Annotated in this window: 15 protein-coding genes; 13 read left to right on the top strand and 2 right to left on the bottom strand. The window is 48.6% G+C overall.

The features are described 5' to 3' along the window. Positions 1-140 precede the first annotated feature (140 nt). Complete coding sequence (locus tag ACYVIC_RS16595) at positions 141-647, bottom strand: cytochrome b/b6 domain-containing protein (RefSeq protein ID WP_460861744.1); 507 nt, start codon at positions 645-647, stop codon at positions 141-143. A gap of 255 nt (positions 648-902) precedes the next feature. On the opposite strand from ACYVIC_RS16595, the gene ACYVIC_RS16590 reads away from it, so the two are divergent. The 4 genes from ACYVIC_RS16590 to ACYVIC_RS16575 all read left to right on the top strand — a co-directional run bounded on the left by ACYVIC_RS16590 (position 903) and on the right by ACYVIC_RS16575 (position 4601). Further along, positions 903-1862: a GlxA family transcriptional regulator gene (locus ACYVIC_RS16590; RefSeq protein WP_460861743.1), complete on the top strand. Its 960-nt coding sequence runs from the start codon at positions 903-905 to the stop codon at positions 1860-1862. A gap of 67 nt (positions 1863-1929) precedes the next feature. Further along, complete coding sequence (locus tag ACYVIC_RS16585) at positions 1930-2889, top strand: hypothetical protein (RefSeq protein WP_460861741.1); 960 nt, start codon at positions 1930-1932, stop codon at positions 2887-2889. 46 nt (positions 2890-2935) lie between these two features. Continuing rightward, positions 2936-3376 (top strand): nucleoside deaminase, encoded by a 441-nt coding sequence (locus ACYVIC_RS16580; RefSeq protein WP_460861740.1) that lies wholly within the window; start codon positions 2936-2938, stop codon positions 3374-3376. A 112-nt stretch (positions 3377-3488) separates the two neighbouring features. Further along, positions 3489-4601, top strand: a complete 1113-nt coding sequence (locus ACYVIC_RS16575; RefSeq protein WP_460861738.1) for a DUF418 domain-containing protein — start codon at positions 3489-3491, stop codon at positions 4599-4601. Positions 4602-4625: 24 nt separating this feature from the next. On the opposite strand, the gene ACYVIC_RS16570 is transcribed toward ACYVIC_RS16575, so the two are convergent. Continuing rightward, entirely contained in the window at positions 4626-5507 is an 882-nt protein-coding gene (locus ACYVIC_RS16570) for a helix-turn-helix transcriptional regulator (protein ID WP_460861736.1), read from the bottom strand. A 209-nt stretch (positions 5508-5716) separates the two neighbouring features. Between ACYVIC_RS16570 and hemN the strand changes: the two genes are divergently transcribed. The 9 genes from hemN (at position 5717) to ACYVIC_RS16525 (ending at position 15610) form a co-directional block, all read left to right on the top strand. Continuing rightward, entirely contained in the window at positions 5717-7078 is a 1362-nt protein-coding gene (gene hemN, locus ACYVIC_RS16565) for an oxygen-independent coproporphyrinogen III oxidase (protein WP_460861735.1), read from the top strand. A gap of 83 nt (positions 7079-7161) precedes the next feature. Next, entirely contained in the window at positions 7162-8481 is a 1320-nt protein-coding gene (gene trhP, locus ACYVIC_RS16560; RefSeq protein ID WP_460861733.1) for a prephenate-dependent tRNA uridine(34) hydroxylase TrhP, read from the top strand. A gap of 2 nt (positions 8482-8483) precedes the next feature. Next, positions 8484-8687 (top strand): YfhL family 4Fe-4S dicluster ferredoxin, encoded by a 204-nt coding sequence (locus ACYVIC_RS16555; RefSeq protein WP_460861732.1) that lies wholly within the window; start codon positions 8484-8486, stop codon positions 8685-8687. A gap of 77 nt (positions 8688-8764) precedes the next feature. Beyond that, on the top strand, positions 8765-8998 hold the full coding sequence (locus ACYVIC_RS16550) for a FeoA family protein (RefSeq protein ID WP_460861730.1): 234 nt from the start codon (positions 8765-8767) through the stop codon (positions 8996-8998). Between the two features lie 73 nt (positions 8999-9071). After that, positions 9072-10898 carry a ferrous iron transporter B gene (feoB, locus tag ACYVIC_RS16545; RefSeq protein ID WP_460861728.1) on the top strand — a complete coding sequence of 609 codons (1827 nt, stop codon included), beginning with the start codon at positions 9072-9074 and terminating at the stop codon, positions 10896-10898. A gap of 54 nt (positions 10899-10952) precedes the next feature. Further along, positions 10953-11255 (top strand): type I restriction-modification enzyme R subunit C-terminal domain-containing protein, encoded by a 303-nt coding sequence (locus ACYVIC_RS16540; RefSeq protein ID WP_460862648.1) that lies wholly within the window; start codon positions 10953-10955, stop codon positions 11253-11255. A gap of 126 nt (positions 11256-11381) precedes the next feature. Continuing rightward, the gene (locus ACYVIC_RS16535) at positions 11382-12461 is read left to right on the top strand and encodes a Fic family protein (protein WP_460861727.1); all 1080 of its coding nucleotides are present in this window, start codon (positions 11382-11384) and stop codon (positions 12459-12461) included. A 27-nt stretch (positions 12462-12488) separates the two neighbouring features. Then, positions 12489-14054 carry a class I SAM-dependent DNA methyltransferase gene (locus ACYVIC_RS16530; RefSeq protein WP_460861725.1) on the top strand — a complete coding sequence of 522 codons (1566 nt, stop codon included), beginning with the start codon at positions 12489-12491 and terminating at the stop codon, positions 14052-14054. Further along, positions 14054-15610, top strand: coding sequence for a restriction endonuclease subunit S (locus ACYVIC_RS16525; RefSeq protein ID WP_460861723.1), 1557 nt, complete (start codon positions 14054-14056; stop codon positions 15608-15610). The genes ACYVIC_RS16530 and ACYVIC_RS16525 overlap by 1 nt, the downstream gene beginning before the upstream one ends.

The following is a 15610-nucleotide window of genomic DNA, read 5'->3' as shown; positions in this document are numbered from 1 at the left end:
GGCAGTGTTTGAGGATTTATACGGCAATAAGTGGGATTTGCAGCAGTTGCACTCGCATTAAACCCTCGATTATTAGGGGCACAACAAAATTAAACTTCATCTCAACGGGTGCTATTTAACACGAGGTCGAAATGATGGTTTTATCTTTTGGCGTACATAATGCCAAAAAAATGAATAGCTATCAGCCACCAAATTAACTGTTTAAGGACCATATGGATATCATGAATTCCGGGAAAAACCTGATAAAAAGCGTCTTTGTCTGGTGTTAGCTCAATGCTAAACACGGTAAGGGGGATTTGATAATTGTTAATTAGCGCTAATCCTGTCGCCGCCAAGAGAAAAATACAGGTGTAAAGGCTAAGGTGAGTTAGTTTGATAAATATCGAGTGCTTTTTCGAGGTAGGAGTGACGCGCTCAATGCTGGTTTTGCTAAGGTATGGAAAAATGATACGCGCAATGGTGAACAGCAGTAGAGTAATGCCTAAAACAGCATGAAGTTCAACGGCGTCCTGCCTGTGCTCGAGTTGCCCTTTGATATCCCAGTCCACATTATGCAGCTGAGACGATAAATTCAGCAGCATAAAAAGCAACAATAAAGCTGATATCCAATGCAGCGCTCTATCGATAATATACGACTTAGATTTCATTATTATTCCAACCGGGTATAAACACCGTCATGCTAAAGGCGTTTGGTCAGAAAGTAAACATACTGTGAATTAAATAAGGTCTGATAGCTAAAACGTCTGACGTCGCGACTCGAATAGCCGCAAGCTTCTGCTGCCTTGGCTATGGGCCATCCGTTAGGGTTAAATCTCAAAATGGCCGAAAAAGTGAATTTAATGTCATTTCGGTCGGAGTTTTGTTTGCTACAGTAACCAAAATTACCTGACGACGAGGCTGTTATGGTTACGGTAGGCATTATTATTTATCCGGATATTCAGGCACTGGATCTGGCCGGGGCGCTGGATTGCTTTGGTCAGGCAAACCAGGAACTGCTTGGAGCCGGAAAACAACCTTATTACCGCCAGTGTATTATTGGCCTGAATACGGTGCCGCTGTTTGCTGAAAATGGCCTGCAATTAATCGCGCAGTACTCACTGGATACTTGCCCTAAGCTGGACTATCTGATTGTTCCCGGTGGGGCAGGTGCCAGAAAGCTAACGGCCAATCAGGATTTTATGTACTGGCTGCGTCAGCGCAGTATGGACACAGATAAGGTGTTATCTATCTGTACCGGCGCCTATCTGCTGGCGCACAGTGGTTTGGTTGACGGTTTGCCGCTGGCAACACATTGGCGCTTTGCCGCCGATTTACAGAAGCGATATCCCAAAGTGCAGGTAAACGCCACCGGGCTCTATGTTAAATCGGGCAAGTTTTACTCGTCCGGCGGCATGACCGCGGGTATCGATTTATGTCTGGCGGTGATTGAACAAGATCTTGGCGTAGCCATTGCTCAGGCGGTCGCGCGGGAGCTGGTGATGTATCTGCGTCGCAGTGGCGATCAGTCACAATATGCCAGCCCGTTAAAAATTCAGCACAGTGGCGAGCAGCGTTTTATCCAATTACAACAATGGCTGCTGGCTAATTTAACTCAACCCTTAACGGTAGCTGATATGGCTGAACAAGTGGCGCTGAGCGAGCGCCAGTTTCGCCGACTATTTGGCGAGCGGTTTGCCATGGCGCCGGTACAGTATCTGCAGCAACTGCGGCTGGACAAAGCCCGTAGCTTGTTGCTGTGTGACGGTTACAGTCTGCAGCGTATTTGTAGTGAAGTGGGTATCAAGGACCCACGCAGCTTGATCCGGTTGTTTAATACCGCTTTTGGCTGCACTCCCGGCCAGTACAAACAGCGCTTTTGTTAATGCCTCAATAACCCCAACGCAAAAAGGTTTTACTATGTTCAACAAGTTTCGGATTCTGGCCGTCTTGATGCTGCTAGTTGTTTGCAGCAGCCATGCCAGCGACAATGCCACTAGTGTCATTAAGCAAACCATCACGCTGGACGATATCACCTTACACTATGAGTTTGCCGATGCGCAGTCTGTTGCAAAGCAGCCGGCATTTACTAAGACGATTAACGCTGGTTTTCAGTACTATCGTCAGCTCTTTGGTGGTTATCCGCGGGATCTGCAGGGTAAGGCTTACACTGACATTACGGTACGCATTCGCCATGGTAAGCATTTGTCAGGGGAGGCTGATCCGCAGCTACTGCTGCTAACCTGGTCTGACAGCAAAATGTTTGGCATACATAACTGGCAGACTCTGTTGTTACATGAAATTTTTCATCTGTGGAGTGCAGAATCATTTCGGTATCATGATGGCCGTGAACATTGGTTTAATGAAGGTTTTGCTGAGTTTTATACCTTTAAAGCGGCAACTGAATTGGGATTAATCTCAGCGCGTGATGTGTTGGCCATCGCCGCCGTGCCGCTGGGTTTTTATCACAGCGCAGCAGGCTTAGGCCGGTTATCGATGCGCGAAGCGGGCAGCACTAATAAGTTAAAGTTTAATAATTACTTTCTGGTTTATCACGGTGGCTGGGTTGCTGCCATGGTGTTGGATCATGATATTCGCACGAGAACGGCTAACCGATATAGCCTGAATGATGCAATGCGGATGCTATATCAGCATTATCCCCGCAATAAAAAGCTGTACCGTAGTGAAGATATCGTCACCGTACTAAAAGCCACAAGCGGCCTGGACTATCAGCTGTTTTTTAAACGCTACATTGATGGTATGGAGACCCTGCCGGTGGTCGGGCACTTCGATCTGGGTAAAGCATTATGGGATTTTGAATTTAACCCGGCAAAACATTACCAGCATGCTAATTTGTATCAGGTTTTGGGAATCACTATTGTTAAGGCTGATCAAGTTAGCCCGCCAGCATAGTTTGTGCAGTATTGTATGGATGTAACGGCTAACAACAGGAGCAAATATGACAGATATCTATATGCAGGCGGCTATCGCCCAGGCGAAAAAAAGTTTAGCTGAGGGCGGTATTCCGATTGGCTCGGTGTTGGTTATTGACGGCAAAATTGTTGGCGCCGGCCATAACCAGCGGGTACAGAAGGGCAGTTGTGTACTGCATGCGGAAATGGATTGCCTGGAAAATGCCGGCCGCTTAACCGCTGCCGATTACCGCCGCGCTACGCTGTACTCTACCTTGTCGCCCTGCGATATGTGCAGCGGCACCGTATTGCTATATGGCATACCAAAGGTGGTGATTGGTGAAAACCAAACCTTTCAGGGGCCAGAGGCTTATGTGCAAAGCCGCGGCGTTGTGCTGGAGAACCAGCATAATGCCGAGTGCATTGCGCTGATGCAGGATTTTATCGCCGCCAAGCCGCAGCTGTGGTTTGAAGATATTGGCGAGTAAGGGCCGCTTTCACTGACACTGAACCCGACAAAAATTTTTTGCAGCAGTTTGGGACACGTTTGGGTATTCAGCTTTTGTCATAATGTGCCCTCCAATAACCCGGAGGAAACGCATGTCCAATCAACGCAGTTTTGAAGTCGATGTTATTCGTATGGTGGCACTGATAGGCATCGGTATCGTCAATGTGCCCTTTATGGCTATTCCAGTAACCGAGATGTTTAGCACACCGCAAAGCAGCTGGGATCAACTGGCAACTGTGTTTGTTGAGGCCTTTTTTCTGTTGAAGTTTTTCTTACTGTTCTCCTTTATTTTTGGTTGGGGTATGGCGATACAAATGCAGCAGGCAGCTACGAAAGGTTTTAGTTTTACCCAACGCTACCGCCGCAGAATGGTTGGGCTGTTGTTATTAGGGGTGTTGCATGCCACCTTGGTGTTTAGCGGTGACATTCTGGTGTTATACGCCCTTTTTGGCAGTTTACTGTGGTGCTTAAAAGAAGCCGACAGCAAAAAATTACTTAAGATAGCTATGTGGATGCTCCCGCTTAGTGTGGTTTGTCTAAGCGCTATGGTAATTGTTTTAGCTGTAGCTCTCGAGGGGGAGATACCGGCACCGGCCTATAGCCTGGGCGGTAACTATGCTGAAACGGTACTGTCACGCCTTGACGATTGGCCTGTCACCTTTTTTGCGCTTATTTTTGTGCAAGGTCCGTTGGTTTTTGCTGCCTTTAGTAGTGGTTTCGCTGCAGGTAAAAGCCACTTTTTTCAACCTGGCCATAAGGCGTTTACCCAGCTTGAACACGCCATACCCTGGTTGCTTGTGTTGGGTTTACCGTTAAATATACTCTTTGCGCTGGTGGTAAGGGGTTACTTGCAAACAGACTGGCTGCAATTTCTCGGGTTTATTGGTATTGGCTTAGGTGCCCCTATGCTGTCTGCGGTGTATCTGTATCTGTTGGTTCGTTTAGCGCGGCGGCTAACACATATCCCCAACATTTTATTACTGGCAGGGCGAAACTCGTTGTCCAGCTATATGCTGCAGGGGGTGTTAGCGGGCTTTGTGTTTGCCGGATATGGCCTGGGTTGGTTCGGGCAATTTGGCCAGTTTGCTTTACTGGGCGTTGCAATCATCATTGCGCTTACCGCGATGTTGCTGGTCGGTCTGTATGCACAGTTTTTTGGCCGGGGCCCTATGGAGGTTGTGCTGCGAAAGATCAGCGGTGTTTAAATCAGATACGCCTGAAAGTGCTCGTTAGCAGGCTATCGGCAGCTGAAATAAAAAGGTCGCACCTGCTTCGTCGCAATAATCTAATAGTTGCTCTGTTAAAAAGCCGTTTGTATCAATTGTCAGGCCGCGCTGCCTGGCAATGTTAAACAGGCCGTCAAATGCAGCGAAGTAGGATGCGGCACTTTTTAAGGTTATCTCCGCAGATAAAAAGTAACCTTCTTTTAGTAACACGTCATGGTTGTCTTTATTGGCATGCCAATCGCACACTGTTATGTCGATATGTTGCCAGCCACGGTCTAGTTGTTGTATGGGGGTAAGCACAATCAGGCCCTCGCAGCCGGCACCAAATTGCTCCAACAAAAGCTCCCAATCGGCATTGTCCACCGCAACCGTTTTAGCGGTGCGTTGCGTTATCCAGACTAACTCTGCAGGTATGTTCTCGGCCAGGTTTTGCTCCAGTTTCCCCTGAGCAAAAGGTTGGGATAGTTTAGCGACTAACTCAGCTGTTTGCTGAGGTGTGGCGTTATTTGCCATGTGTTTTATCGCTTTAGCGGTTAAGCCAAGTGTTCGTTTTACGGCTTTGGCAAAGGCCTGCGACTCAGAAAAACCAGCCTGATGTGCAATTTCAGTAATGGGTCGCTCCGGAAACCTAAGTAACTGCTCTGTCGCAAATTGCAACCGTATCCGGCTTAAATAATGCCCGGGTGTTTCGTGAAACAGCGCTTTAAACTGACGATGAAAATGCGCTGGCGAAATAGCACTTTGCCGGGCAATTTGCTGCCATGTTAGCTGCTGCTCTAAATTCTGCTGCATTGACTGCAGTGCTTGCTCAAAGCGTCTTTGCAGATGCTCAGGTAACGATGCCAGTAGTGCTTTTTCAGGAATTAAGCTGTAGTTAGTTTTCAAGGTGTTTCACAGTCGAAATTATGCTGGGTATGGTATCAGCTTATACGCCACGGTTTTGATTGTCGTGTTTTTTATAGCCCAGAGTGGTTAGCTCCATGTGCCAGGTGTGCACTACGTCTACTGTGACCAGGGCTTGATGCATATCAAAATTTGAAGCGGCTTAACCCCCTATACTGCATTGCGTTATCAGAGTATAAAACGAGGTTAAGATGCAAGGGTTTAAATGGGATACCAGGTTAATCAGTAAGTACAATATTAACGGCCCGCGTTATACCTCTTACCCAACGGCATTAGCGCTGCACACCGGCTTTGATCGCGCGCAAATTCAAACGGCGATAGCGCAAAGCCCGAACGAACTTAGTTTGTACCTGCATATCCCGTTTTGCCATAAGCTGTGTTACTACTGCGGCTGCAATAAAGTGGTTACCCGTCATCAGCATAAAGCCGATATTTACCTGGATGCCTTAGCGCAGGAGATGGCGCTGTATCAGCCGCTGCTGCAGGGCAAAAGCATTAATCAGCTGCATTTAGGCGGCGGTACCCCAACCTTTTTAACAGAAGTGCAGCTAAGCCGGCTTATGGCGCTGCTGCAGCAACACTTTACTATTGAAGCCGATGCTGAAATTAGCATTGAAATAGACCCGCGCAGCTGCAGCGACGATAAACTGCGGCATTTGCGTACACTGGGGTTTAACCGGGTCAGCTTTGGGGTGCAGGATTTAGATGAAAAAGTGCAGATTGCCATTAACCGGCTGCAGGATACCGACCTTATCCGCCATCAGGTGCAGCTAAGCCGTGAGCTGGGCTTTAGCTCAATTAATCTTGACCTTATTTACGGCCTGCCGTATCAGCAGAGCGCCAGTTTTGCCCAAACGGTGGACGAAATTATCCGTCTTAACCCCGACCGCATCTCGCTATTTAGTTACGCACATTTACCCGAGCGTTTTGCTGCTCAGCGCAAAATAAGTGATGCCAGCTTGCCGGATGCGCCGTTAAAGCTGGAATTAATGCAACTGGCGATTAACCGTTTTGTTGGGGCCGGCTATCAGTTTATCGGCATGGACCACTTTGCTAAAGCTGATGACGCCCTGGCCAAAGCGCAGCAAGCCGGTAAGCTGCAGCGTAATTTTCAGGGTTATACTACCGCCGGCCAGGATGCGTTAATTGGCCTTGGCGTGTCCAGCATCAGCCAGGTAAGCGGTGTGTTGTGGCAAAACAGCAAAGAGCTGCCTGCCTATTATGCGGCTATTAACGGCGGCCAGCTGCCGCTAGAGCGCGGCTTTAGTTTAAATAGCGACGATAAACTGCGCGCTGCCTTAATCAGCCAGCTTATTTGTCACTTTGAGCTGGATGTCGACGCCTTTAGCCAGCAGTGGCAGGTCAGCGGCTTCTGGCAATATTTCGCCGAAGCGCTGGAGCGTTTGCAACCCTTTATGGAAGACGGCCTGGTTGAGGTATACGCCGGGCGCATTAAAGTGACTGACAATGGCAGGCTTTGGGTGCGTAGCATCTGCGCCTGTTTTGATGCCTATTTAACTCAGGGCCAGCAGCGCTATTCAAAAGTAGTGTAGTGTTGCGCTGTGTTGCGGCAGATCAAAGCAGGCTTGGCTGCGGCCGCTAAAATACCTGCTTTTTACTCGCGACAGAGAAATACATGACTATTCCTGAACTCCTTTGCCCTGCAGGCAGCTTAAAAGCCCTGCGCCTGGCGTTTGCCTATGGTGCCGATGCGGTGTATGCCGGTCAACCGCGCTACAGTTTGCGCGTGCGCAATAACGAGTTTGATTTAGCCGCGCTTGAAACCGGTATTAACGAAGCCCATGCGCTGGGTAAAAAGCTGTATGTAGTGGTTAATATTGCGCCGCATAACAGTAAGTTAAAAAGCTTTATTGCCGATATGGCGCCAGTAGTGGCGCTTAAACCGGACGCGCTAATCGTGTCCGATCCCGGTGTGGTGTATTTGCTTAAACAGCATTTTCCACAAATGCCGCTGCACCTGTCGGTACAGGCTAATACGGTAAACTGGGCGGCGGTCAAATTCTGGCAGGCGCAAGGCGTAGAGCGGGTCATTTTATCACGCGAGCTGGCGGTGGACGAAATAGCCGAAATCCGCCGCGAAGTGCCTGATATGCAGCTGGAGGTTTTTGTGCATGGTGCGCTCTGTATGGCGTACTCTGGCCGCTGTTTGTTATCAGGCTACATTAACAAGCGCGACCCGAATCAGGGCGCCTGCACCAACAGCTGCCGCTGGCCGTATCAGGTGCATGCCGCGCGCGAGGACGACGTCGGCCAGTTTGCCCCAATAAGCACGCCGGCATTGTTAGAAGAGCAGGGCCGCCCCGGTGAGCTGATGGCAATAGATGAAGACTTGCACGGCACTTATATTCTAAATTCTAAAGACTTACGCGCTGTTGAACATGTACCGGCCCTTACCGCGATGGGGGTGCATTCACTGAAAATCGAAGGCCGCACTAAGTCGCCGTATTATGTCGCGCGCACCGCACAGGTGTATCGCCGGGCTATAGACGATGCGTTGGCCGGCAAAGCCTTTAACCCTAACTTACTCGGCGAACTTAACGGTATGGCCAATCGCGGCTTTACCGAAGGCTTTTTACGCCGGCATAAACCGCAGGACACGCAAAACTACGACACCAGCCACAGTGTTGGTGAGCAGCTGTTAGTCGGCGAGTTTATTGCTGAGCAAGACAGCGACGGTTTCGCGCTGCTGGAGGTGAAAAACCAGTTTAGCGTTGGCGATAGCCTGATATTAATGTCGCCAGCTGGCAACCAGAGTTTTACTTTACAGGCGCTGCGGGATAAGCAAAACAACGCTATTTTATTAGCGCCGGGCGCGTGTTATCAGCTAAAAGTGTTACTGCCAATGCGCATCGACTTGCGCTTTGCCATGCTGCTAAAACAGCTGCCGGTAGCAGTAGAAGTGAGCACGGATTTAGCCATTAATGCAGCAGTTTAAACATGCCCGCCGTAATTGAAGTCAGTTGTATTAATTGCGATATGTGTGTGCCGGAGTGCCCAAACGAAGCTATCAGCATGGGCGCCAAGCACTATGAAGTTGACCCGCTGTTGTGTACCGAGTGCATTGGCTATTACGATAAACCTACCTGCATTGCGGTATGCCCGTTAGATTGTATTCATGTAGAGCCGCTAAACAGTGCTTAAGGCGCTTTTAGCATTGTATAATGCCCGAAAATAAGTAACAATGCGAACAATTTGCATTTGTATGCTGAGGTGGGTAGATGATGTCACTTTGGGACGCTATCGCAGGCCAAACGGTAACAGTTACCACGTTGGATGCAGGCTTAGCACCTGCCGTCAGCAACAGGCTGCGTGAAATAGGCTTAGATAGCGGTTTATCTGTTTTATGCTTGCGGCGCGGGCCTTTTAACGGCGCTGTAGTCGTTGCTATTGCCGACTGTGTCTATTCGCTGGAGCACAAAGTTGCCAGCAAAATTCGGGTGCAAGCTGCGTAATTGCAGCGAGGTACCCAACTCTTGTTATGCCAGTGTTTACGCTGGTTAGCCTTGTCCTTTCATCGGTTGCAGTATGAAACGTATTATTCTGGTCGGTAAACCTAACTCAGGTAAAAGTTTATTATTTAATCAGTTAACCGGCTTGCGACAAAAAGTGGCTAATTTCCCCGGGGTTACGGTAGAACTTAAATCAGGCCGGTTTGAACAGTATCAATTGGTTGATTTTCCTGGTGCTTATTCTATGAGTACGCTAACGCGTGATGAGGATATTGCGGTAGAAAAAATTAATCAGGCGTTGTTAGACCAAGATACTGCGCTGATTATCTGTAACCTGGACGCCACAAGGCTACAAAGCAGTCTGATGTTTGGTTTGCAAATGCAGGCGTTAGCGCAGCAATACGGTAAGACGTTGGTGTTTGCACTGAATATGATTGATGACGTGGCGCGTTTTGGCCATCAGATAGACGTCGCTGGGCTAAGCCGCGATCTCGATGCACCAGTGTTTGCGCTGTCAGCAAAAACCTTAGAAGGCATCGCCGAATTTAAAACCGCTGTGTTGCAATTGGCCACAGAGGCGACAAGCGATAATCGTCCACAGGCTAAAGCTGTGACGTTAGATTACGGTGTGCAAATGAAGCAAAGCCGTGCACTGGCCAGCCTATACGGCATGCCCGCGACTGTCGTGCTAAAAAAGCAAAATGTTATCGATGGCTTTATGCTAAATAATGTCAGTGGCGGCATGGCATTTTTACTGGTGATGTTTTTGTTATTTCAAAGTATTTTTACCTTTGCCGCCCCGTTGATGAATGCGGTGGAGCAGGCGATTGGCGCCACAGCGACAACGTTAACCGGTCTTACCGGACCTGGCATGCTGGCTGATTTTCTTAATGATGCGATATTCGGCGGCTTGGGCTCATTTTTAGTGTTTGTGCCGCAAATTATGGTGTTAACGCTGATCATTGGTATGTTGGAAGACAGTGGTTATCTGGCCCGTGCAGCACTTATTTGTCACAAACCTCTGAGTTATTTTGGTTTATCTGGCCGCAGTTTTATCCCGTATTTATCTGCCCATGCTTGTGCGATTCCGGCAATTTTATCAGCCAGAACGATAGAATCACCGCGCAAGCGCCTCATTACTATGCTGACGTTGCCGCTAATGTCATGTTCGGCAAGGTTGCCTGTATATGCGCTGCTGGTGGCCGTGTTGATCCCCGATACCCGGTATTTGGGCGGAATTGTGAACCTGCAGGGGGTGGCATTTTTTGGTTTGTATCTGTTCGGTATTGTTACTGCGCTGCTGGTAAGCCTGTTGCTGTCGCGCTTTAGCCTCGACAGCGATGAAAAGTCGGATATGCCGTTTATTTTAGAATTACCAAGTTACCGTTTGCCGCACTGGAAACCACTATTGCTGCGCGTGCTAAGTAGCGCTAAACAGTTTGTTTTACGCGCTGGCCCGGTTATTTTTGCGGTTTCGCTGGTTATCTGGTTGTTGGGGTATTTCCCCACCACAGCCGGTGGCCTGCAACAATCGTATCTGGGGGTTATTGGCCAGTGGATTGAACCGTTATTTGCCCCAATGGGCCTGGACTGGCGCTATGGTGTTGCCATTTTAATGTCTTTTCTGGCCCGTGAGGTCTTTGTTGGCGCGCTGGGGACCTTATTTGGTATGGACGGAGCAGATGAAAACATTGCCGGTTTGGCAGCTAATATTCAGGCGGACGGCCTTGCCTTTGGGGCGGGGATGGGCATTTTGCTGTTTTATGTGGTGGCGCTGCAGTGTGTCGCAACTGTGGCAACCTTAAAAGCAGAAACCGGCAGCACGCGGCTGGTAAGCGCTTTGGTGTTGGGCTACGGCATGCTAGCCTACCTGCTAGCGACCTTATGTGCACAGTTTTTATAACACCCGGCCCAGTTTTGCTGCTAATACGTCTGTAGCCGGCCGGTATTTTCGGCACTGGCATGTATTGGCCATATCCGCCGGGCTGCACTGGGCGAGCCACTCTTGCCGTTTGAGCAACGGGTAGCGCAAGCCATGCAGCGCTTGTATCAGCAGCACAGCTTTAACCCTAACCAGCGCAAGTGGTTAGAGCGCTTAGCCAAACAGCTGGTGCATGAAGTGGTGGTAGACAGAGAGTTTGTCAATAATTGCTTTGCCAACGATGGCGGTGCCAAGCGGCTAAATGCAGTGCTGGATGATCAGTTAGATACGGTGCTGGCTGAGTTAAGTGACGCAATTTGGACAACACAAAGTGCATAGAAGCAAGGACGTCGCATGCTCATCTATATATTTCTTCAATTAGTATACATATGAACCCCTACATGTATAAATTTTCGGTTTTTTTATATATATTGAGCCGGTCATTACTAAAAAAAGTTTTTTTCTATGCATAATACTCTGCCTCTACTGCCGCTAGCAGAAATAGCCCATTGGGAAACCCGACAGGTGCTTAAAAAAGCGGCCGAGGCGCATCGTTATTTAGCTGAACTAAAAGGCGTAGCGGCCAGCATCCCCAACGAAGCGATATTAATTAACACCCTGGCACTGCAAGAGGCGAAAGACAGCTCGGAAGTGGAGAATATCGTTACCACCCACGACGAACTGTACAAAGCCAATGTGTTTGAGGAATCCTTAACCAATCCGGCCACCAAAGAGGTACAAGATTACGCTTTTGCGCTAAAACAAGCCTTTGCCATTGTCAGGCGCACAGGTCTGATTCGGTTGGATGATATTTTGGCGGTGCAGCAACAGCTTGAGCACAATCAAGCTGGCTTGCGCCGCTTGCCGGGTACATCACTTAAAAACGCACGCACCGGCGAGGTGGTCTATACACCGCCACAGCATGCTGACGACATAGCAGCCTTAATGGATAACCTGGTGCAGTATATTAATGACGACAGCCTGTGCGATGCCGATCCGCTGGTTAAAATGGCGATCATCCATCACCAGTTTGAAAGCGTCCACCCGTTTTATGATGGTAATGGCCGCACCGGCCGTATCATCAATATTCTGTATCTGGTGGCCAAAGGGCTGCTCAACCTGCCTGTATTGTATTTAAGCCGCTTTATTATTATGCACAAGGCAGATTACTACACACAGCTGCAGCAGGTACGCGAAACGGGCAACTGGGAGCCCTGGCTGCTGTATATGCTGGATGGCATTATTGTTACCGCACAAGACACCATAACCCTAATCACCAATATGAAAGCTTTAATGCAAGGTGTGAAACACCGCTTGCGTGAGCAATTGCCGAAAATCTATCGCCAAGAGCTACTAAATAACCTGTTTCACCACCCTTATACCAAAATTGAGTTTCTGGTCGACGAGTTAGGGGTCAGTCGCATCACTGCCACCAAATACTTAGAGCTGTTGGTTGAACATGGCTTTTTAGAGAAGCAGAAAATCGGCCGCGGCAATTATTATATTAACCAGCCATTGTGCGCCTTATTAAAAGCCCATGGTTAAGCCTGTATTACCTAAATAGAGCACAACATGAACAACAACGACATTGTACAAAAACTCTGGAACCTGTGTGACGTACTGCGTGACGATGGCATTAACTACAGCGATTACGTTACCGAGCTTGTACTGCTGCTGTTTATAAAAATGGTGCATGAAAACACCGAAGCCGGCACCTTAAAAAAACACCCACTGCCACAAGGTTGCCGCTGGACTGACATTAACGGCAAATCCGGCATTAACCTGCTGAATGACTACAAACGCATTTTATTAAGCCTGTCGACCGGTAAAGATGCACTGGGCAATATCGTGCATGAAGACCCGTTAATCAGCGCCATTTACGCCGATGCGCAAACCCGCCTGCGCGAGCCACGCCATTTAGAGCAGATGATTAAAACGCTGGATCAAATCGACTGGTTTAGCGCCGCCAAAGACGGCCTGGGCGATTTATACGAAGGGCTGCTGGAGAAAAACGCCGGTGAGACCAAATCGGGTGCTGGCCAATATTTCACGCCACGCGCGCTTATTAACAGCATGGTGCGCTGCATTAAGCCGCAAGCGGGCGAGGTAGTGCAAGACCCTGCTGCCGGCACCGCCGGTTTTTTAATTGCCGCAGACGCGTACATTAAACAGCATACCGATGATTTATACGATTTAACGGCGACAGAGCAGGCTTTCCAACGCAATAACGCCTTTGTCGGTATTGAACTGGTGCCCGGCACCCGCCGCTTAGCGCTGATGAACTGCTTACTGCACGGCATGGAAGGCGACGCTGAAGGCGTGGTGCATTTGGGTAATGCGCTGGGTGATACCGGTAAAAGCCTGGCCCGCGCCGATATTATTTTAGCCAACCCACCGTTTGGCACCAGTAAAGGCGGCGAGGCCAGCAATACCCGTGACGATTTAACCTATAAAACCAGCAATAAACAGCTGGCGTTTTTGCAGCATATTTACCGTAACTTAAAACCCGGAGGCCGTGCAGCAGTAGTTCTGCCGGATAACGTATTGTTTGAAGCGGGTGTCGGTACTGATGTGCGCCGCGATTTAATGCACAAGTGTAACCTGCACACCATATTGCGCCTGCCCACCGGTATTTTCTATGCCCAGGGCGTAAAAACCAATGTGCTGTTTTTCACCAAAGGCAGCGCGAAAGATAAGCACCAGCAAGAAAACTGCACTGAAAACGTATGGGTGTATGACCTGCGCACCAATATGCCCAGCTTTGGTAAACGCACGCCGTTTGGCGATAGCCACTTAACACCGTTTGAGCAAGTGTTTGGCGAAGACCCCAATGGCCAAAGCCCGCGCGAAGAGGGCGAATATAGCTTTAATGCTGAGCAGGTTGAAGTAGCACCGACGGAAGAGAACGACGGCGTAGACAGCAAGCTGGCGCATAGCCGCTGGCGCAAATTCAGCCGCGACTGGATACGCGAGCATAAAGCCGACTCGCTGGATATTAGCTGGCTAAAAGATAAAGACAGTGTCGATGCCGCCAATTTGCCAGAGCCCGATGTGCTGGCGCGCGAAGCCAAAGACGAGCTGGAAGCCGCATTGAGTGAGCTGGATGGATTGCTTAAGGCGTTGGAAGGGGCGGTGTGATGGAAAGAGCCGATTTACCAGTTAGTTGGGCTTTAACACCGATAGATGACGCCATTTCATCTGATGGTCTAATTTCAGATGGAGATTGGGTCGAGTCGAAAGACCAAGATCCATCAGGCTCAGTTAGGTTGATTCAACTAGCAGATATTGGTGATGGTGAGTTCAAAAATAAATCAGATCGATTTATGACAGAAGAAAGTGCTGCCTCCTTAAATTGCACATACTTACACTCAGGTGACATTTTAGTGGCTCGAATGCCTGATCCACTTGGTAGAGCATGTATTTTTCCGGGGGTAGGCCAACAGAGTGTAACTGTGGTTGATGTATGCTTGATCAGAACTGGTGATAAAAGCGCAGTTTCAAATAAGTTACTGACGTACTGGATTAACTCGCCTGATATGAGAGGACTTATAGCAGATAATGCTTCAGGAACAACAAGAAAGCGGATAACACGCAAAAAGTTAGAGAAATTTGAGATACCTCTCCCCCCACTAGCCGAACAAAAAGTCATCGCTGAAAAACTCGACACCCTGCTGGCACAGGTCGACAACACCAAAGCCCGCCTCGAGCGCATCCCCGACATCCTAAAACGCTTCCGCCAATCCGTCCTCGCCGCCGCGATAAGTGGTAAGTTGACGGAGGAGTGGCGGAAGCGGAAATTGGATATTCAGAGTGCCGAGTCGATCAGACATGATATGAAAATCAACCGTTTAACAGCTTGGTTAACTGAGCAAGAAAAGTCTTTTGCGAAAACCAATAAGGTATTCGAAGAAGAACAATTAATAAAAAAATACTCTGATGTTGCAGAAGAATACCAAGATGAGTTCAATTTAACGGCGATTACAGAGATTCCAGAATGTTGGTTAGCTACAAATTTAGATAATGTTTCAATTGCAGTAACAGGTAAGACTCCTAGTACGACCGATGAAGAAAATTGGAATGGTAATATACCATTCATTAGTCCTACTCAAATTTTACCCGATGGAAAAGTAACAAAGCCTGAGCGTTTTGTAACTGATTTTGGTGCAAAAAAAATACAGTTACTACCCAAAGGTGCAGTGATGATTGTTTGTATTGGCACAATTGGAAAAGTAGGATTACTAAATACAGACGCGGCTTTTAATCAGCAAATTAATGCCCTTATTCCAACTCAAAGCATTCAGAGCAAGTTCCTTTTTTATTGGGCGAGAACGCTTCATAGTTGGTTAAATAAAACTTCGTCAGCCGTAGTAAATGCTGCAATTATTAACAAAAGCAGATTATGTTCTGCACCATGTCCTTTACCGTCTATCGAAGAGCAAACCGAAATCGTCCGTCGGGTAGAAGAGCTGTTTGCCTTTGCCGACCGCATTGAACACGCCGCCCAGGCCGCGCTTAGCCGGGTAAATAACCTGACTCAATCCATCCTCGCCAAAGCCTTTAGGGGTGAACTCACTGCCGATTGGCGCGCCGCTAACCCCGAGCTAATTAGTGGCGAGCATAGCGCCGAGGCGTTGCTGGCGCGGATAAAGGCCGAGCGGGCGAAGGTTAAACCTAAGCCTAAGAAAGCAAACTAA

Source organism: Rheinheimera gaetbuli, from assembly GCF_054781935.1.
Note: the sequence above shows the minus strand (reverse complement) of the source record. Positions and strands in the feature narration are given on the sequence as shown.

Excerpts from the sequence above, each read along its gene's own strand:
- feoB (WP_460861728.1), top strand. The coding sequence starts at position 9,072 with ATGAAACGTATTATTCTGGTCGGTAAACCTAACTCAGGTAAAAGTTTA.
- ACYVIC_RS16575 (WP_460861738.1), top strand. The coding sequence starts at position 3,489 with ATGTCCAATCAACGCAGTTTTGAAGTCGATGTTATTCGTATGGTGGCA.
- trhP (WP_460861733.1), top strand. The coding sequence starts at position 7,162 with ATGACTATTCCTGAACTCCTTTGCCCTGCAGGCAGCTTAAAAGCCCTG.
- ACYVIC_RS16525 (WP_460861723.1), top strand. The coding sequence starts at position 14,054 with ATGGAAAGAGCCGATTTACCAGTTAGTTGGGCTTTAACACCGATAGAT.
- ACYVIC_RS16530 (WP_460861725.1), top strand. The coding sequence starts at position 12,489 with ATGAACAACAACGACATTGTACAAAAACTCTGGAACCTGTGTGACGTA.
- ACYVIC_RS16535 (WP_460861727.1), top strand. The coding sequence starts at position 11,382 with ATGCATAATACTCTGCCTCTACTGCCGCTAGCAGAAATAGCCCATTGG.
- ACYVIC_RS16550 (WP_460861730.1), top strand. The coding sequence starts at position 8,765 with ATGATGTCACTTTGGGACGCTATCGCAGGCCAAACGGTAACAGTTACC.
- ACYVIC_RS16585 (WP_460861741.1), top strand. The coding sequence starts at position 1,930 with ATGCTGCTAGTTGTTTGCAGCAGCCATGCCAGCGACAATGCCACTAGT.
- hemN (WP_460861735.1), top strand. The coding sequence starts at position 5,717 with ATGCAAGGGTTTAAATGGGATACCAGGTTAATCAGTAAGTACAATATT.
- ACYVIC_RS16555 (WP_460861732.1), top strand. The coding sequence starts at position 8,484 with ATGCCCGCCGTAATTGAAGTCAGTTGTATTAATTGCGATATGTGTGTG.
- ACYVIC_RS16580 (WP_460861740.1), top strand. The coding sequence starts at position 2,936 with ATGACAGATATCTATATGCAGGCGGCTATCGCCCAGGCGAAAAAAAGT.
- ACYVIC_RS16590 (WP_460861743.1), top strand. The coding sequence starts at position 903 with ATGGTTACGGTAGGCATTATTATTTATCCGGATATTCAGGCACTGGAT.
- ACYVIC_RS16595 (WP_460861744.1), bottom strand. The coding sequence starts at position 647 with ATGAAATCTAAGTCGTATATTATCGATAGAGCGCTGCATTGGATATCA.